The organism is Kitasatospora sp. A2-31 (assembly GCF_022288725.1).
Taxonomy (GTDB): Bacteria; Actinomycetota; Actinomycetes; order Streptomycetales; family Streptomycetaceae; genus Kitasatospora.
Window position 1 is genome coordinate 25,769 of the sequence record NZ_JAKNTA010000018.1, and the last position, 18,176, is coordinate 43,944.

An 18,176-nucleotide genomic window follows, 5' to 3' on the forward strand; every position below is an offset into this window, starting at 1 on the left:
GTGGTGTCCACGGGAACCGAGGATAGAGGGAGCCGCGAAACGGGCCGCCATTCGGCGTACTCGTGGGCGTGCGGGTTTGTGTTTCTGGCCGCTCGGGTACACCATGGAAGTCACGGATCGTTCGCGACCGTGCTAACCCGGTCCGGCTCCTCCCCCCCGAGTCGGGCTGTGGATAGACGACCCCCGCTCTCCCCCCCGGCGGGGGTCGTCGCACGTCCGGGGCCATTTTCAGGGCTTGAACAGGCCGGGCGGCAGGTGCCGCCTCGCGTGTGCGGCCGTCTTCAGGGGGTGTCGGGCCGGCGAGCCGCGGACCCGACTTCGTCACTCTGCGTCGCCGGTTGCACATCGTGACCGGCCGCTCCGGCATGCTCCCACGAGGGTCGGAGCGACCCCAAAGGACCGAGCGCAGGACTGGCGCGGAGGGCCCGACGGGGTCGGTGGGCGGTGGCCGGCGGGGCCGGAGTCCGTGCCCTTCCGGGCGTCGGCCGGCCTGCTACCGGGCAGGCGCCCGGCCGGGCGGTTCTCCTCGGTGAAGCCCTTCCGTCAATTCTTCGCTCAATAGCCCCCCGCCCGGGTGAACGTTGTTATCCACAACCCCCGAGTTATCCACAGGGATTCGGGACGCGGCTGACGGAATCCGCGCCGCCCCCCACCGTGGTGCACGGCAGCGGCTGCCGGGACCTCCTCACGAGGTGCCCCGACCGGCCGCCTGCTGGACCATCCGGACGCGTCCAGGACCGCTTCGCGCGGACGGGCGCCCGCAGAGGGGAGAGCGCCATGTCGACGCCGATCGCCGGCCACACCGCCGCCCAGGGACCGGAGACGGGGCCGCTGGTCGTCACCGACGACGAGGCCCTGGCCGAGCAGCTGCTGCGGCTCTGCGCGGCCGCCGGCACCGAACCCCGGCTGATCCGGGGTTCCCCGCCGCCGCGCGGCCTCTGGGAGGGCTCCTCGCTCGTACTGGTCGGTGACGACCAGGTCGAGCGGTGTGCGGCGATGCCCCGCCGCACCGGTGTGCTGCTGCTCGGGCTGGACCTCGACGACCCGGGTGTCTGGGTCAGGGCCGTCCAACTCGGCGCCGAGCACGTGCTGTTCCTGCCCGACGCGGAGGCGTGGCTGCTCGACCGGATCGCCGACGCGGCCGAGGGCGTCGGCACACCCGCGCTCACGGTCGCGGTCCTCGGCGGCCGCGGGGGTGCCGGCGCCTCCACCCTGGCCTGCGCACTCGCGGTCACGGCCGCCCGGACGGGCCGCCGGACCATACTCGTCGACGGCGATCCGCTGGGCGGCGGGATCGACATCCTGCTCGGCGGCGAGACGGCCGGTGGCCTCCGCTGGCCCGACCTGGCCGGTGCCCGCGGCCGGGTCAGCGGCGCCGAACTGGCCAAGGCGCTACCGGTGCTGAAACGGCTGACCGCGCTCTCCTGCCTCTCCTGGGACCGCGGCGACATGCTCGCCGTGCCTCCGGAGGCGATGCGCAGCGTGCTGGCCGCCGCCCGGCGGCGCGGCGGGCTGGTCGTGGTCGACGTCCCGCGCCACCTCGATCCGGCGGCCGGCCAGGCGCTGGAGCAGGCAGACACGGCGCTGCTGGTGGTTCCCGGCGAGCTGCGCGCGGTGGCCGCCGCCGACCGGGTCGCGGCCTGCGCCCGGATGCGGCTCGACGACCTGCGGGTCGTGGTGCGCCCGCTGCGTCCCTTCGGACTCCCGGCCCACCGGATCGCCCGCGGGCTTCGGCTGAAGCTCGCGGGCGTCCTGGAGGGCGAGCCCGGCCTGGCCGCCGACGTGGAGCAGGGCGTGCCGCCCGGGATCCGCGAGAACGGACCGCTGGCGCGGTTCTGCCAAACCTTCCTGGACGAGGTGCTGCCGCCGGTGCCGGCGGTCGGAGGAGGTGTCTACTGATGGTCCGTCTGCGCAGAACCTGCAGTGGGGCGACGGCCGGTGGCCCGACCGGCGGGACCGGTGCGCGGGAGCACCGGTGGCTGAGGACCGTCACGGCGGCCGACGGACCGCCGGGGCGCCGTCCGGGCCCGGAGCCGAACCCCTACGGGCGAACCGCTCGGGAGGAGCGCACCGCGGCGCTGGTGGACGCGGTGCGGCTGCGGCTGGCGGAGTCCGGGGCACCGCCGACGGCCGGATCCGTCGCGGCGGTGCTGCGGGCCACCAGGCCGCCGCTCGGCGGTGACGAAGTCCTCGACACGGTGCGGTCGCTGCGTGCCGAGCTGGTGGGTGCGGGCCCGCTGGACCGACTGCTGGCGGCACCCGACGTCACGGACGTCCTGGTGAACGGTCCGGACGAGGTCTGGGTGGACCGTGGCGGCGGGCTGCACCGGGCCGTCGGCGTCCGCTTCGCCGACGCCGAGGCGGTCCGGCGGCTGGCCCACCGGCTGGCCACGGCGGCCGGACGGCGACTCGACGACGCCCGGCCCTGGGTGGACGCGCGGCTCCCGGACGGTACGCGCCTGCACGCCGTGCTGCCGCCGATCGCGACCGGCTGCACCCACATCTCGCTGCGGGTCTGTCGCCCCCGCCCCTTCACGCTCGACGAGTTGGTGGCCGGCGGGGCGGTCCCCGAGGCCGGTGCCGAGCTGCTGGCGGGCATTGTGCGTGCGCGGTTGTCCCTGCTGATCTCGGGCGGGACGGGCACGGGCAAGACCACGCTGCTGTCGGCCCTGCTCGGGCTGGCCGGAGCGGATGAACGGATCGTCGTCGTCGAGGACTCGGCCGAGCTCCGTCCGGCCCACCCGCACGTGGTCCGGTTGCAGAGCCGGCCGCCCAACCAGGAGGGCCTGGGCGAGCTGACCTTGCGCGACCTCGTCCGCCAGGCCCTGCGGATGCGCCCCGACCGGCTGGTGGTCGGGGAGGTCCGCGGAGCCGAAGTGTCCGACCTGCTGGCCGCGTTGAACACCGGCCACGAGGGCGGGTGCGGCACGGTGCACGCCAACACGGCGGCGGACGTCCCGGTCCGGCTGGAGGCGCTCGGCTCGCTCGCGGGCCTGGACCGGTCTGCGCTGCACAGCCAACTCCGGGCGGCGCTCGACCTGGTGGTGCACCTGGTGCGGGAGCCGGGCACCGGGCGGCGCAGGGTCGCCGAGATCCGCACGCTGGCCGGCGACCGGGACGGCCTGGCCGTCACCGAACCGGCGGTGCTGTTCGCTGCGGACGGCAGCACCGTGCGGGGTGCGGGCTGGGAGCGGCTGGCCGGTCTGCTGGCGACTCGGGGCGTGACGGCGGCGGACCGGGCGCCGTGATGCCGGCCGTGGTCGAGGCGGTGTTCAGCCTCGCGCTCTGCGGATGCGCGGTGGCAGCCCTGTTGCTGCTCGGCCGCCGGGGCGGGCGGCCGAACGGGGACCGGGCGGGGTATCGGAACGACGGATCTGATCGAGGGGCCTGGTCGGGGCCCGGTCGAGAGGGAGGTGCGGGACATGGCGCGTGATCAGTTGTCCCTGGGCTGGGCGGCGGTGCTCATCGTGGCGGCGTTCGCCGGGTGGTGGTCGCTGCAACCGGCGGCGCGCGGCTCGCGGAGGCGCCGATTGGTGCTGGCCGGAGGCGGTGGTGGTTCCGGCGGCGGCGGTGGAGGCGGCGGAGACGGTGGAGATGGTGTGGGGCGTGGTGCGCGCCGGGCGGCGGGAGTCTGGTGGGGCGTCCCTGCGATGTCCGGGTCGGCCGGGGGCGAGCAGCCGGGCGGTCGCCGCCGGCGCGACCGGCTGACGCCCGAATGGCTGCTGGTTCCGGGCGGATTGGCCTTTGCGTGGGCGACGGGCTCCCCCGTCCCGGTGCTGGCAGCTGTGCTGGCCTTCGTGCCGCTGCGGCGCCGACGGCAGCGCCGTGCCACGGAGGAGGAGGCCCGTCGACGGGCCGCCGCGGTCGTGGACCTCTGTGCCGGGCTGGCCGGTGAGTTGCGCGGCGGGGCGACCCCGGAGCAGGCGCTGCACCTGGTGACGACCCGCCTCGCGGCGGACCACGAGGCGCTCCACCGGATCGGTGCGGAGCCGGTGGCCCGGCTCGCCGCGGGCAGGTACGGCGGGGACGTTCCGCTGGCCTTCCAACTGCTCGCGGAGCTTCCGGGCGGCAGCGGGGCCACGGCGATCGCCGCCTGCTGGCGGGTCACCGCCGACGGCGGATCGGGGCTCGCGGCGGCACTGGACGGCGTGGCGGAGGCGCTGCGCGCCGAGCAAGCACTGGCCGAGGAGATCTCGGCCGAGCTGGCCGCACCGCGGACCACGGTCGCGGTCCTGGCGGCACTCCCGGTCGCGGGGCTGCTGCTCGGGGCGGCGCTCGGGGCCGGACCGCTCGACGTCCTGCTCCACACCCCCGCCGGGCTGGCCTGCCTGCTGGCCGGGGCGGTCCTGGAGGGCCTCGGCCTGGTGTGGACGGCGCGGATCGTCCGGGCCGCGTCGCGGGGGGCCATCGAGGCGCCGGTGGACGGTGGACCGGCGGCCGTGGAGGGTGCGGGCCGCGGTTCGCTCCCGGGCACGGGTACGGGCCCGCGTCGTGGGCGGGACCGTGACCGCGAGGCCCGGCGGTGCGGCATCTCTCGGACCGGAACCCGTTCGGGGCGGCCGAACGGCGTGCCCCGGCCGGAGGTGATGCCGGCGTGATCCGGGGTGCGGGCGGCGTGGCCGTGGTTCCCGCGGTGACCGCCGGGGTTCTCCTGCTGCCCCGGACGGCTGTCCGGTGGGCGGCGCGGCGGCGGGCGGCAGCCTGGCTCCGGGCGGGGAACCGGTCGGCGGACCGGGCCCGGGGGCCATTCGTGCGGCGGCCCCGCGAGCGGCAGTCCCGGGCTCCTGATGGGGCCGGGGCGGATGCGTCCTGGCCGGGCGGCAACGGGTCGGTGCCGGTGGCCCTCGGTGCGGAGCGCGTACGGCGCGCCGTCGTGCCGGGCGGCGCCGCACTGATCGCGGCGGCGGTGCTCGGAGGAGCGGCCGGGCTGGTCGTCGGCGCGCTGTTGGCCGCGGGGCTGTACCGGTGGCTGCCGAGGCCGCGGTCACCGGCCGAACGGCGGGCCGCGCTGGAGGACGAGCAGCTGACCCGCCAGCTCCCGCTCACCGCGGAGCTGCTGGCGGCCTGCCTCGGCTCGGCTGCCTCGCCGGCCGTGGCGGTCGCGGCGGTCGGCCGGAGTGTCGGCGCTCCGATGGGGCCGCGGCTGGTGGCGATCGCGGCCGAGCTGGCCCTGGGCGCACCGCCGGAGGTCTGCTGGCTGCGCCTGGGCGAGGAGCACCCGCCCCTGGCGCCGCTGGCGCGCTGCCTGATGCGGACGAGCCTCAGCGGCGCTCCGGCGGCCATGCCGCTGACCGCGCTGGCGCATGGGCGGCGGTCGGAGGCCGTCCGCACGGCACATGCCCGGGTCCGGCGAGCCGGGGTGCTGGCCACGGCCCCGCTCGGGCTCTGCTTCCTCCCGGCGTTCGTGCTGATCAGCGTCGTCCCGGTGGTCCTCGGCCTTACCTCCCGCTTCGCGCAGGCACTGTGACCGTCTCTGCACCCGGGCCCAGCCTCCGGCAACCGGTCCGACACCGAATCATCGTCTTCGATCGAGGAGAGAACCCATGACCGCAGTCACGATGCCCAAGCCGGTCGGCGGCCCCCGCCGGCGCCGTCTGCTCGGAAGGCGCCGACGGCGAGCCGTCTGGGTGGTCGGCCGGGTCCGGCGGGCACTCGGGAGCGGGAACCCCGGTGGGGGCGACGGCCGGGGCCTGGAGTTGCGCTCGGCCAGGTCCGTGCGCAGGCCCGGTGGTCGGCCGGCCGGCAAGGGGAGGTCGGACGCCGGGATGACGACCGCGGAGTACGCGGTCGGGACACTCGGGGCGTGCGCGCTGGCCGCCGGGCTCTACAAGGTGGTGACCAGCGCGGCCGTCATCGGGACCCTGACCGATCTGCTGGACCGGGCGCTCCATGCGACGTGACGGTCGGCCCGCCCGGCGTGCGTCCTGGGGCGGGCGGTGCGCCGCGCGATGGCGCAGGCGGCAGTGGGCCCGGCGCCGGGGCGACGCCGGGTTCGCCACGGCCGAGACGGCGGTGGCCCTGCCCGCGCTGGTGTTGCTCGCGGCGATGCTGGTCTGGGGCGTGCTCGCGGCCAGCGCACAGCTCCGCTGCGTGGACGCCGCACGGGCCGGGGCCAGAGCGGCCGCCCGTGGTGAGACGGACGCCGTCGCCATCGCCCGCTCGGCCGCCCCGGCCGGGGCGGCCGTCCGGATCGCGGCCGAGGCCGACACCGTGCGGGTCACGGTCGAGGCGCGGTCGGCGGCTCCCGGCCGGCTTGCGGCCCTGCTGTCGGTGCGGCTCGGCGCGGCCGCCGTGGCTGCGCGGGAGGACACCCTGGGCGGTGGCAGCGGTGGCAGCGGTGGCGGGGCCGGTGCTGGAGGAGGTGGCGGCCCGTGGCCGGCCTGAGCGCGGGACTCGTCGGTCCGCTGTGGCGGGCGGCGGAACGGGCCGTGCGACTCCGGACCAGCCGTGCAGCGGCGAGGGCGGGGCGGGGGCCCGACGCTGGTTCGGCGACGGTCTGGCTGGTCGCGTTCGCGGTGCTCGGGTGTGCAGCGTTCACCGCGACCCTCGCGGTCGGCGTGGTGGTGGGCGCCCGCCACCGGGCGGAGGCGGCCGCGGACCTCGCCGCCCTCGCGGCGGCCGACCGGCTGTTGCTCGATCCGGACGGCGGGTGCGCGCGGGCGGTCGGTGTGGCCGCTGCACAGCGGGCCACAGTGGTCTCCTGCGCGGTCGACCGGGAGGCGGATGCCGTCGAGGTGGTGGCCGAAGTCCCGGTCGCCGGAGTGCCGGGGCGACTGCCGGTCGGTCCGGCCCGTGCCCGGTCGCGGGCCGGACCGGTTCGCGCGGCGCCCGCTCCGGCCGGAGCCGGAGCGGGCGTGGACCTCAGCGCCGTGGGCGGCTCATGAGCCCCCGGTACCGGGCTCCCGGGGTTCGCCCGTCCGGTCCTGACCCTCCGGGCCGGCGGGCCCGCCAGTCGGGCCCTGTCCGTCCGGCGAGGCCTGTCCCCCGGCCGCTGCCTGTCCGCCAGCCGAGGGTGCGCCGTCCGGTTCGCCCGGCGAGTCCGCCTCGCCGGCCCTGCCGGGCTCGCCAGGTCCTTCCGGCCCACCCGATTCGTCTTGTCCGCCCTGTCCGCCCGGTGCGGCCGGTGCGGCCGGTGCGGCCGGTGCGGCCGTGCCGTCCCCGACCGGGCCCGCCTCTTCGTCGGCGTGCCCGTCACCCGCCGCCGGTGCTCCGGCCAGCAGGACGTCCAGCAGTCGGACGGCGGCCGCCTTGTCCAGCGGGTCGTTGCCGTTGCCGCATTTGGGCGACTGCACGCACGAGGGGCAGCCGCGCTCGCACTCGCAGGCCGCGATCGCCTCCCGGGTCGCGGTCAGCCACTGGACGGCGCGCCGGAAGCCGCGTTCGGCGAAGCCGGCCCCGCCGGGGTGGCCGTCGTAGACGAACACGGTCGGCAGTTCGGTGTCGGGGTGAAGCGGCACCGAGACGCCGCCGATGTCCCACCGGTCGCAGGTGGCGAACAGCGGCAGCAGGCCGATGGACGCGTGCTCGGCGGCGTGGGCGGCGCCCGGCAACTGGTCGGGCGGGATCTCGGCGTCGAGGAGCTGGTCCTCGGTGACGGACCACCAGACCGCCCGGGTGCGCAGGGTGCGGGGCGGCAGGTCGAGCTTGGTCTCGCCCATGATCTCCCCGGTGGAGATCCGCTTGCGGAGGTAGCCGACCACCTGGTTGACCACCTCCACCGAGCCGAAGCTGAGCCGCCCTTCGCCCCAGTCGATCGAGGTGTCGGTGGAGAGCACGGAGATGGAGGTGATGTCCCGGGCGGCCGTCGTGTAGGGCGGGTCGGCCGGCTCGACCAGTGCGACGGAGGTCTCCAGGTCGAGCTCCCGGACGAGGTAGCTGCGCCCCTGGTGCAGGTGGACGGCGCCGGTGTGGACGGTGGTGTGGGCCGCCGCGGCGTCCACGGTGCCCAGTAGCCGGCCGGTCGGGGCCTCGACGATCTGCACCGGGCTGCCGCCGCTGCCGCGCAGGTCGACGGCGTCGGCGGCCCGTTCGCGGCGGGTCCAGTACCAGGAGCCGCCGCGCCGGCGGAGCAGTCCGCGGTGTTCCAGGACGGGCAGCAGCGGGCCGGTGGACGGGCCGAACAGCTCCAGGTCGGCGTCGGTGATCGGGAGTTCGGCGGCGGCCGCGCACAGGTGCGGGGCGAGAACGTGCGGGTTGTCCGGATCGAGCACGGTGGCCTCGACAGGGGTGGCGAAGAGGGCCTCCGGGTGGTGCACCAGATAGGTGTCCAGCGGGTCGTCGCGTGCGATCAGGACGGCGAGCGCTCCCTGGGCCTCCCGCCCGGCGCGGCCGGCCTGCTGCCAGAGCGAGGCCCGGGTGCCGGGGTAGCCCGCCATCAGGACGGCGTCGAGGCCGGAGATGTCGACCCCGAGTTCGAGGGCGGAGGTGGAGGCGAGGCCGAGCAGCCGGCCGGTGTGCAGCGCGCGTTCGAGGGCCCGGCGCTCGTCGGCGAGGTAGCCGCCGCGGTAGGCGGCCACGCGGTCGGCGAGCGGCCTGCCGAGCTGGTCCTGGGCCTGGAGGGCGACGAGTTCGGCGGCCCGGCGGGAGCGGACGAAGACGACGGTCCGGGTCTGCTGCTCGACCAGGTCGGTCAGCAGGTGGGCGGCCTCGGCGGTGGCGGTCCGGCGGACGGGGGCACCGTGCTCGCCGACGTTCTCGGTGAGCGGCGGTTCCCAGAGACCGAAGACCATCGGGCCGCGCGGGGAGGCGTCCTCGGTGACCGCCCGGGTGGCCAGCCCGGTCAGCCGGCGCGCGGTGGCGGCCGGGTCGGCGGTGGTGGCGGAAGCGAGCAGGAAGGTGGGGGAGGAGCCGTACCGGGCGCAGATCCGGCGCAGTCGCCGCAGCACCTGGGCGACGTGCGAGCCGAACACGCCCCGGTAGCTGTGGCACTCGTCGACGACCACGTAGCGGAGCGTCTTGAGGAAGGAGGACCAGCGCGCGTGGGCGGGCAGGATGCCGCGGTGGAGCATGTCGGGGTTGGTGAGCACGTACGAGGCGTACTGGCGCACCCATTCGCGCTCCTCCGGTGGAGTGTCGCCGTCGTAGAGCGCGGCGCGGACCCTGGGCGGGGCGAGTTCGGCGGCGCGGCGGCGCTGGTCGGCGGCGAGCGCCTTGGTCGGCGCCAGGTAGAGCGCGGTGGCGCCGCGTCCGTTCCGGGCCTCGGTGCCGTCCAGCAGGTCGCTCAGGACCGGAGCCAGATAGCCGAGCGACTTGCCCGAGGCGGTTCCTGTGGCGATCACCACGGAATGGCCGGTTTTGGCCAGGTTCATGGCTTCCGCCTGGTGGGTCCAGGGCTGTTCCACGCCCAGGTCGTGGGCGGCGGCCACGATCTCCGGACGGATCGAGTCGGGCCACGGCGAATAACGGGCAGGTCGGGCGGGAAGGTGCTCCGTATGGGTGAGCCGGTCCGACCGCCCCCGGGTGGCGGACAGGGTCGCGAGCAGTGCCTCAGGCAGGCTGTGACGGGGCGGCATGGGGACCCAGTGTGTCACCGGCGTGACGGAGAATCGTTGTAAGCCATCGTGCGGTCATGGTCGCAGGTGGTTGAATGTGGCCGTGACGGCCGTACGGCCGTGGGTCGCAGCGCCGAGGCTTGCCACGTGTTGGCTGGCGCGCCCGGGCTCGCGACCATGCGGTTGCGGCTGTCCGGCCGGAGATCGCACATGACGTAGCAAGGCAAGGTGCTGGAGGTTCCGTGGACCTGTCCCTGTCGACCCGTACAGTCGGCGATCGCACGGTCGTCGAGGTTGGCGGCGAGATCGATGTGTACACCGCCCCGAAGCTGCGTGAGCAGTTGGTCGAGCTCGTCAACGACGGCAACTACCACCTCGTCGTCGACATGGAGGGCGTGGACTTCCTCGACTCGGCCGGCCTCGGTGTGCTGGTGGGCGGTCTCAAGCGTGTGCGTGCCCATGAGGGTTCGCTGCGGCTGGTGTGCAACCAGGAGCGCATCCTGAAGATCTTCCGCATCACCGGCCTGACCAAGGTCTTCCCGATCCACACCTCGGTGGACGACGCGGTCAACTCGACCGACTGATGTGGCCGGGCCGGCCTCCGGGCCGGCCCGCCCGATCCATGCGTCCGGCGTGCCGGGGCCGCGGGGCGGCCTCGGTGGTCCCGGCCGCCTCGGAGCCGGTTGATGCCGGCTCACAGGGGCCGCATGCCCGGCCCCGGTCGGACACCCCGAGGGGGAATGATGGCAACCGTCGAACTTCGATTCAGTGCGCTTCCCGAGCACGTGCGTACGGCCCGGCTGGTCGCCGCGGCTGTCGCCAGACGGGCCGGAGTGGACGAGTCGGTGCTCGACGAGGTGCGTCTCGCGGTTGGCGAGGCCTGCTCCCGTGCCGTCGGCCTGCACCAGCGCGGTGGGATCACCGGCACGGTCCGGGTGGCGCTCAAGGACGAGGAGAAGCGTTTCCTCATCGAGGTCGAGGACGAGGCCGGCCCCGTCACCGCCCCGGCCGGCGCCGGAGCCGAGGGCGCCGATCCGGACGAGGACACCCTGGGCCTCGCGGTGATCACCGGCCTGGTCGAGGACCTGGAGGTCGCCGACGGTGCCGAGGGTGGCGTGATCCGGATGAGCTGGCCGGTCTCGGTCGACGCCGTCGCGGTCTGAGGCGCTCCCGCTCGCGCCGGTCCGCCTGCTCGGACGTCTGCATGGTTCGACGTACCCGTGAGGTGGCCTGCGCCTGTGCCGGCCTGCGCCTTGCCCTGGCCTTCGCCTGCGGTCCGGACCACGCGCCCGTGCGCCTGAGTCATCGCGTGCTTCCTGAGTCCGCGCGCGCGATTGCGTCCGTCGTCCAAGGGGGTCCCGGTCCATTCCCGGGGAGTCCATTCCCCGGGAGCGCGTTGACAAATTGTTGAGCCCGGCGGTTCGCTGCTTCCGGCACGACCGGGTCCGATCCTCGATCGGACCTGTCGCGGAAGAGGAAAGCCATGCGGATCCGCATACTCTGGCCGGCCGGGCAGGCCACCGCCACGCTCGACCCCACGCCCACCGCCGAGGCGCTCTGGGACGCGCTGCCGATCACTTCGTCGGCGAGTCTCTGGGGCGAGGAGGTCTATTTCGGCACGCCCGTCAGCGTGCCGCGCGAGGCCGGGGCCCGGCAGGTCGTCGAGCCGGGCACGGTCGCGTTCTGGACGGACGGCGACAGCCTGGCGCTGCCCTACGGGCCGACGCCGATCTCGCACGGTGACGAGTGCCGGCTGGCGAGCCCGTGCAACGTCCTCGGCGTGCTGGACGGGGACGCCCAGGTGCTGCGGACGGTCCGGGCGGGCGACTCGGTCCGCGTCGAGCGCGCCTGACCGGCCCGTGCCTGGTCCGGCCCCGGCACCCGGCCCCGAACCGGCCGGGTGGCGGCGTCCGGACCGGGGTCCCGGCCCGGGACGGGGTGCCGGCGGTCGGTGGAGGAGCGGGAGCGGGAACCGGGGGCCGGTCGGTGGCCGTGTAGGTTCGCAGTTCGACGACCCAAGACGACCGAAACCGAAAGGCTTCTCCCGGTGAACAAGCGACTGCTGGCCGTACCCGCGCTCGGCGCGCTGCTCGCGTTCGGCGCCGTCGGCTGCGGCGACGACAACACCAAGCAGCTGGAGTCCTGGGCGGCGAACGTCTGCGGCGCGGCCAAGGACCCGATCGCCCAGGCCCAGACCGCGCTCGCGGACACCGGCCAGGTGAAGACCGGCGAGGCGCCCGCGGACCTTCAGAAGCGCCTCTCCACGGACATCGGGCGTCTCGCCAAGACCAACCAGGACATCGCCGCGGCGATCGACTCCGCCGGGGCGCCCAAGGTGGACGACGGCGCGACCATCCAGAAGGACACCGTCGCCGAGCTGAACAAGGCGGCGGACGGCTACCTGGAGGTTCAGAAGAAGCTGGACGCGGTGTCCAACGCCGACCAGTCGAAGTTCGCGGACGGGCTGCGCAGCGTGGCGGACCAGATCCAGCAGCTGGCCTCGCTCTCCACCCAGGCGCAGGCCAAGCTGCAGCGCGGCGAGCTCGGTGCCGCGATGGCGAAGCAGGAGGGCTGCAAGCCGGGCTCGGCGGCGGCGGCTCCGACCGCCGGCGCCCCGGCCACGGGATCCCCGGCCACGGGATCCCCGGCCTCGGGCTCTCCGGCCCCGGGTACCCCGACGCCGGGGGCGACGGACCAGGCCGCCACGCCGGCCCCGTCCGGCTCGGCGTCCGGTGCACCAGCGACCGCCCCCGCGGCCACGTCCCCGACGACCCCCGCCGCCACGGCGAGCTGATCCTCACGGGCTGCCCCGGGCGAGCCGTCCGAGGGCAGCCCGCGACATCCGCCGGCCACCGGTAACCAGGCGCCGGGCGACGAGGCGCCAGGAGCCGGGCCCGTCCGCCGGACCACCATCAGCCGAGCCACCGGCCGCCTGCGCCGCCTGCACCGCCTGCGCCGCCTGCACCGCCTGCCGACAGGTCACCCGAGCGGGGAGAGCTCGGGCGGTGGCCGGGGGACAATGGCGGGGTGATCAGTAGCCCCGTTCTCGACCCGACCCGCCTCGCCAAGCTGCGCGAGGCGCTGCTCGCCGCCTCGTTCACCGCCGACGGCTGCCTCGACCTCCTCGGGCCCACCGGCTATGCGGCGCTGGCCCGTAGCGAGGCGGTCCCGGCGCTGCGTGCGACCCGCGGCGGCAGCCCGCTGGAGACGCTGGTGCGGCTGTTCCTGCTGCAGCAGCCCGTGCCGTACAAGGCGGCCGCCGCCGCGTTGCCGGTTGAGGACTGCCTGGCTGACGGCTGGCTGCGGCCGGACGGCGACCAGGTGCGCGCCACCGTGGACGTCCGCCCCTACGCCAACGAGGTCGCCGGCCTGCCCAGTTCGGACGCCTGGGTGGTCTCGGACCTGGGCTGCGCGGTCGGCGGCGCGGGCGGGATCGGCTCCGGCGAGACCGCGCACGGCGTGGCCCGCCGGGACCTGGTGCTCGGCGTGGGCGGCGCGTCCACCACGCTGGCCAACATCACCGTGCGCCGCCCGGTCCGGACGGCGCTGGACCTCGGTTCGGGCTCCGGGGTGCAGGCACTGCACGCCGCCCGGCACGCCCAGCGGGTCACCGCGACCGACCTCAACCCGCGCGCGCTGCGGTTCACCGAACTGACCCTGGCGCTCTCCGGGTTCGAGAACACCGGCACCGCTGCCGGCAGCCTCTTCGAGCCGGTCGGGGAGCGGCGGTTCGACCTGATCGTCTCCAACCCGCCGTTCGTCATCTCGCCGGCCGGCCGGTTCACCTACCGCGACGGCGGGATGGCCGGCGACGACCTCTGCCGCAGCCTGGTCCGCTCGGCCGCCGACCACCTGGAACCCGGCGGCTACTGCCAGCTGCTGGCCAACTGGCAGCACGTCAAGGGCGAGGACTGGCACGAGCGGCTGGCCGGCTGGGTCGCGGGCACCGGCCTTGACGCCTGGATCGTCCAGCGTGAGGTCCAGGACGTGGCCCAGTACGCCGAGTTGTGGCTGCGCGACGGTGGTGACCACCGCGGCCCCGGCGGCGACTACCAGGCCAGGTACGGGGAGTGGCTGGACGCCTTCGAGGCGGGCCGGGTCGAGGGCATCGGCTTCGGGTGGATCACGCTGCGGGCCAGCGCCGCCGAGCGGCCGACCGTCCGGGTGGAGGAGTGGCCGCACCCGGTCGAGCAGCCGCTCGGCCCGCACATCGAGAAGTGGTTCGACCGGCAGGACTTCCTGCGGACGCACGACGACGCGGGGCTGCTGGCCGCCCGGTACGTGCTGGCCGACGAGGTGGTCCAGGAGCAGGTCGGCGAACCCGGTGCGGAGGACCCCGAGCACGTCGTGCTGCGGCACAACCGCGGCATGCGGCGCGCGACCAAGGTGGACACGGTGGGCGCCGGGTTCGTCGGCGTCTGCGACGGCACGCTGTCGGCAGGCGAGATCGTGGACGCCATCGCGCAGCTGCTCGGCGAGGACCGCGTGGTGCTCCGCGACCGGGTGCCGGAGTCGCTGCGGATGCTCACCGAACAGGGCTTCATCCAGCCGGTCGCCTGACCGATCGACCGATCGGAGCCCGGGCCGTCCGCAGCCCGGGCTCCGTTCGGGGCTCGGACCCCGAGCTCCTCGGGCCTCCCGCAGCCTCGTGGCCACCCGGGCTGCCGCGGCCACCCGGGCTTCTCGGGCTATCCGCTTCTCGGGCAACCCGGGCTTCCGTGGCTACCCGGGCCCACGTGCAGCCGTCGGCCTGTCCGTCGTCCTCGGCCTGTCCGTCGCCGGGGAGGCGCGGACGGGCCGTTCGGGTTCATCTCGCGGTAGCCCCCGATTCTCCCGGCAGTCGTCGAACGTCTGTCCCTCGTTGCCCCTTGACTGTGAGGCTCTGTCCACAGGCTGTGGACAGAGCTGGGGGTGAGGGGTGGAGCCGACGACGGCGACGGTGGGCGGCATGGTGCTCGCGCTCTTCGGGGGCGCGCTGTTGCTCTGGTGCGCCGCTGAAGTGCGCCTTCGTCACCGACTGCGGCGGCGCGGTGTACCGGCGGCGTCCGTCCGGATCGCCTATGACCCGCGCCGTCCGAACCGCGTGGTGCTGGCGGCGGCGGAGACGAGCCGGGTCGCTCTGACGGATCTGCTGTGGGCGGCGCTCGGTACCGGCTGCCTGGTCGCAGGCGCCGTGTTGCCGGCGGTCGTCGCCACCCGCTGAGCCACACGGGCACCCGCTGTGCCACACGGGCACCCGCTGAGCCGCACCCGGGCACCCGCGCCGGCCCTCCCGGGCCGCGTCGGCCTTCCCGGCCCGCGCCGGCCGTCCCGACGCGAGGGCCGCGCCGACCGGCGCTGTACGCCGTACGTCGTAGACACCGTGCGCCCTGCGCCATACGCCGTGGGCCCACCCCTACCTCTACCACTGCCGCTGCCCCGGTCGCCGGTGCGGCGAATTTCCGTTGACAGATCTTGAAATCCGTCATTCCATCCTTCGAAACCCGCCGAAGCCCCCCTCCACGGGGCGCGATGCTCCATCATCGGGTTACCGTTCGAGTGGCGTCGGTCGGCCTTGCCGGTGAAAAAGCGGGATCCGTCCGTTTGACAAGGGTGGCCGGGGTACGGTCACACTCCGCTGGTGGGGTCGTCGTACAGCGGCAGCCCCGGGACGGTGGAGGGGTCGGGCGGAGCGCAGCCCGTGCTGCCAGCGCCGACCAGCTCACATAACGACCGGGAGAGAAGAGCGAAGGTGTCCCCGAGCAGCGAGACCGCGCACGGACAGCGACTCGTCATTGTCGAGTCGCCGGCCAAGGCGAAGACGATCAAGGGCTACCTGGGCCCCGGCTACATCGTCGAGGCGAGCGTCGGGCACATCCGCGACCTGCCCAGCACGGCCGCCGAGGTCCCGGACAAGTACACGGGCGAGGTGCGCCGCCTCGGCGTGGACGTCGACCACGACTTCGCTCCCATCTACGTGGTCAACGCTGACAAGAAGTCCCAGGTCAGCAAGTTGAAGTCGCTGCTCGCGGAGTCCGACGAGCTCTTCCTCGCCACCGATGAGGACCGCGAGGGCGAGGCCATCGCGTGGCACCTCCAGCAGGTCCTGAAGCCCAAGGTGCCGGTGCACCGCATGGTGTTCCACGAGATCACCAAGTCGGCGATCCAGGAGGCCGTGGCCAACCCGCGCGAGCTGAACCAGCGCCTGGTCGACGCCCAGGAGACCCGCCGCATCCTCGACCGCCTCTACGGCTTCGAGGTCTCGCCGGTGCTGTGGAAGAAGGTCATGCCGAAGCTCTCGGCCGGCCGCGTGCAGTCGGTCGCGACCCGCCTCGTGGTCGAGCGCGAGCGCGAGCGTATGGCCTTCCGCACCGCTTCCTACTGGGACCTGGTCGGCACCTTCGGCACCGGCCGCACCCCGGCCGACGCCGCCAACCCGGAGACCTTCGGCGCCCGCCTCTCCGCCGTCGACGGCAAGCGGATCGCCAGCGGCCGCGACTTCGGCCCGGACGGTCGGCTGAAGGCGAGCAGCACCAACACCCTGCACCTGGACGAGCAGGCCGCCCGCGCGCTGGCCGCCGCCCTGGAGCAGACCGCGTTCAGCGTCCGCAGCGTCGAGTCCAAGCCCTACCGCCGCTCGCCGTACGCGCCGTTCCGCACCACCACGCTGCAGCAGGAGGCCAGCCGCAAGCTGGGCTTCGGCGCCAAGCGGACCATGCAGGTGGCCCAGAAGCTGTACGAGAACGGCTTCATCACCTATATGCGTACCGACTCGACGACGCTCTCGGACACCGCCGTGGCGGCCGCCCGCGCGCAGGTCACCCAGCTCTACGGCGCCGACTACCTGCCGGACGCGCCGCGCACGTACGCCAGCAAGGTGAAGAACGCGCAGGAGGCGCACGAGGCCGTCCGCCCGTCCGGCGACCGCTTCCGCACCCCGGCCGAGACCGGTCTGACCGGTGACGACTTCCGGCTCTACGAGCTGATCTGGATGCGCACCGTCGCCTCCCAGATGAAGGACGCGGTCGGCCAGTCGGTCACCGTCAAGGTCGGCGGCCGCGCCGCGGACGGGCGGGACGCCGAGTTCTCCGCCTCCGGCAAGATCATCACCTTCCACGGCTTCCTCAAGGCCTACGTCGAGGGCGCGGACGACCCGAACGCCGAGCTCGACGACCGCGAGCGCCGGCTGCCCCAGGTCGCCGAGGGCGACCCGCTGGCCGCCGAGCAGCTCACCCCGGAGGGCCACGCGACCAAGCCGCCGGCCCGCTACACCGAGGCGTCGCTGGTCAAGGAGCTGGAGGACCGGGAGATCGGCCGCCCCTCCACCTACGCCTCGATCATCGACACGATCATCGGCCGCCGCTACGTCTTCAAGAAGGGGACGGCGCTCGTGCCGTCGTTCCTCTCCTTCGCCGTGGTCAACCTGCTGGAGAAGCACTTCGGCCGGCTGGTCGACTACGACTTCACCGCGAAGATGGAGGACGACCTCGACCGGATCGCCGCCGGTGAGGCGCAGTCCGTCCCGTGGCTGAAGCGCTTCTACTTCGGCGAGGGCGAGGGCCACGCGACCGGTGGCGCCGCCGAGGCCGGCAACGGCGACGGCGACCACCTGGGCGGTCTGAAGGAGCTGGTCACCGACCTCGGCGCCATCGACGCCCGGGAGATCAGCTCGTTCCGGATCAGCGAGGACATCACGCTGCGGGTCGGCCGCTACGGCCCGTACGTCGAGCGTGCCTCCGCCGTCGAGGGCGAGCCGGGCCAGCGCGCCGACATCCCGGACGACCTGCCGCCGGACGAGCTCACCGTCGAGCTCGCCGAGGAGCTGCTGGCCAGCCCGAGCGGCGACTACGAGCTCGGACCCGACCCGGTCAGCGGCAACATGCTGGTCGCCAAGAAGGGCCGCTTCGGCCCCTACGTGACCGAGATCCTGCCGGAGGGCACGCCCAAGACCGGCAAGAACGCCGTGAAGCCGCGCACCGCCTCGCTGCTCAAGACGATGTCGCTGGACACCGTCACGCTGGAGGACGCGCTGAAGCTGCTCTCGCTGCCGCGCGTGGTCGGCGTCGACGCTGAGGGCGTGGAGATCACCGCGCAGAACGGCCGGTACGGCCCGTACCTCAAGCGCGGTACCGACTCCCGCTCGCTCGCCAGTGAGGAGCAGATGTTCACGGTCACCCTGGAGGAGGCCCTGGCCATCTACGCGCAGCCGAAGCAGCGCGGCCGGGCCGCCGCCGCCCCGCCGCTCAAGGAGCTGGGCACCGACCCGGTCAGCGAGCGCCCGGTGGTGGTCAAGGACGGTCGCTTCGGCCCGTACGTCACCGACGGCGAGACCAATGCCACGCTGCGCAAGGACGACGACGTCGAGACCATCACGCCGGAGCGCGGCTACGAGCTCCTGGCGGAGAAGCGGGCGCGCGGTCCGGTGAAGAAGGCCGCCAAGAAGGCCCCGGCGAAGAAGGCGGCCGCGAAGAAGACGGCCACCAAGACCGCCGCGACCAAGACGGCGGCCAAGAAGACCGCGGCCAAGAAGACGACGACGACCAAGACGACCACCGGCAAGACGACCACGGCCAAGGCGGCCGTGAAGAAGACGGCCGCCACGAAGACCGCGGCGAGCAAGTCCGCGACGAGCGGGACCGCCACGGACGAGGGCTGATCCGTCCCCGGCGGCGGAAACCCGGGCCCGTGCCCCTCCCTCCCGGGGAG

At 74.6% G+C, this 18,176-nt stretch carries 15 protein-coding genes; 14 read left to right on the forward strand and 1 reads right to left on the reverse strand.

Translation table 11 applies throughout. The annotated features are described in order from the left end of the window. The first annotated feature begins 777 nt into the window (after positions 1-777). From ssd to MCM47_RS33875, 7 genes are all read left to right on the forward strand, one after another. Positions 778-1,899, forward strand: a complete 1,122-nt coding sequence (gene ssd, locus MCM47_RS33845; protein ID WP_238950453.1) for a septum site-determining protein Ssd — start codon at positions 778-780, stop codon at positions 1,897-1,899. After that, positions 1,899-3,248 carry a TadA family conjugal transfer-associated ATPase gene (locus MCM47_RS33850; protein WP_238950455.1) on the forward strand — a complete coding sequence of 450 codons (1,350 nt, stop codon included), beginning with the start codon at positions 1,899-1,901 and terminating at the stop codon, positions 3,246-3,248. Before ssd ends, MCM47_RS33850 begins: the two co-directional genes overlap by 1 nt. Positions 3,249-3,773: 525 nt before the next feature. Next, positions 3,774-4,598, forward strand: coding sequence for a type II secretion system F family protein (locus tag MCM47_RS33855; protein WP_238950457.1), 825 nt, complete (start codon positions 3,774-3,776; stop codon positions 4,596-4,598). A 239-nt stretch (positions 4,599-4,837) separates the two neighbouring features. After that, the gene (locus MCM47_RS33860) at positions 4,838-5,467 is read left to right on the forward strand and encodes a type II secretion system F family protein (protein WP_238950459.1); all 630 of its coding nucleotides are present in this window, start codon (positions 4,838-4,840) and stop codon (positions 5,465-5,467) included. Positions 5,468-5,714: 247 nt separating this feature from the next. Then, entirely contained in the window at positions 5,715-5,900 is a 186-nt protein-coding gene (locus MCM47_RS33865) for a DUF4244 domain-containing protein (RefSeq protein WP_374209259.1), read from the forward strand. After that, complete coding sequence (locus tag MCM47_RS33870) at positions 5,890-6,384, forward strand: TadE family type IV pilus minor pilin (protein ID WP_238950461.1); 495 nt, start codon at positions 5,890-5,892, stop codon at positions 6,382-6,384. Before MCM47_RS33865 ends, MCM47_RS33870 begins: the two co-directional genes overlap by 11 nt. Further along, on the forward strand, positions 6,372-6,884 hold the full coding sequence (locus MCM47_RS33875; RefSeq protein WP_238950463.1) for an Rv3654c family TadE-like protein: 513 nt from the start codon (positions 6,372-6,374) through the stop codon (positions 6,882-6,884). Before MCM47_RS33870 ends, MCM47_RS33875 begins: the two co-directional genes overlap by 13 nt. On the opposite strand, the gene MCM47_RS33880 is transcribed toward MCM47_RS33875, so the two are convergent. Further along, a complete protein-coding gene (locus tag MCM47_RS33880; RefSeq protein WP_238950466.1) occupies positions 6,879-9,512 on the reverse strand; it encodes a DEAD/DEAH box helicase in 2,634 nt (877 codons plus the stop codon). The two genes, MCM47_RS33875 and MCM47_RS33880, sit on opposite strands and share 6 nt — an antisense overlap. A 221-nt stretch (positions 9,513-9,733) precedes the next feature. On the opposite strand from MCM47_RS33880, the gene MCM47_RS33885 reads away from it, so the two are divergent. The 7 genes from MCM47_RS33885 to topA all read left to right on the forward strand — a co-directional run bounded on the left by MCM47_RS33885 (position 9,734) and on the right by topA (position 18,126). Further along, positions 9,734-10,075 (forward strand): STAS domain-containing protein, encoded by a 342-nt coding sequence (locus MCM47_RS33885; protein WP_238950469.1) that lies wholly within the window; start codon positions 9,734-9,736, stop codon positions 10,073-10,075. A 159-nt stretch (positions 10,076-10,234) separates the two neighbouring features. Next, positions 10,235-10,654, forward strand: coding sequence for an ATP-binding protein (locus MCM47_RS33890; protein ID WP_238950479.1), 420 nt, complete (start codon positions 10,235-10,237; stop codon positions 10,652-10,654). A gap of 320 nt (positions 10,655-10,974) precedes the next feature. After that, complete coding sequence (locus MCM47_RS33895) at positions 10,975-11,343, forward strand: cyclophilin-like fold protein (RefSeq protein ID WP_238950491.1); 369 nt, start codon at positions 10,975-10,977, stop codon at positions 11,341-11,343. A gap of 195 nt (positions 11,344-11,538) precedes the next feature. Then, a complete protein-coding gene (locus MCM47_RS33900) occupies positions 11,539-12,285 on the forward strand; it encodes a hypothetical protein (protein WP_238950493.1) in 747 nt (248 codons plus the stop codon). A 233-nt stretch (positions 12,286-12,518) separates the two neighbouring features. Then, the gene (locus tag MCM47_RS33905; RefSeq protein WP_238950495.1) at positions 12,519-14,051 is read left to right on the forward strand and encodes a methyltransferase; all 1,533 of its coding nucleotides are present in this window, start codon (positions 12,519-12,521) and stop codon (positions 14,049-14,051) included. A 388-nt stretch (positions 14,052-14,439) separates the two neighbouring features. Beyond that, a complete protein-coding gene (locus MCM47_RS33910; protein ID WP_238950496.1) occupies positions 14,440-14,694 on the forward strand; it encodes a hypothetical protein in 255 nt (84 codons plus the stop codon). Positions 14,695-15,222: 528 nt separating this feature from the next. Beyond that, the gene (topA, locus tag MCM47_RS33915; RefSeq protein WP_238950498.1) at positions 15,223-18,126 is read left to right on the forward strand and encodes a type I DNA topoisomerase; all 2,904 of its coding nucleotides are present in this window, start codon (positions 15,223-15,225) and stop codon (positions 18,124-18,126) included. Positions 18,127-18,176 lie beyond the last annotated feature (50 nt).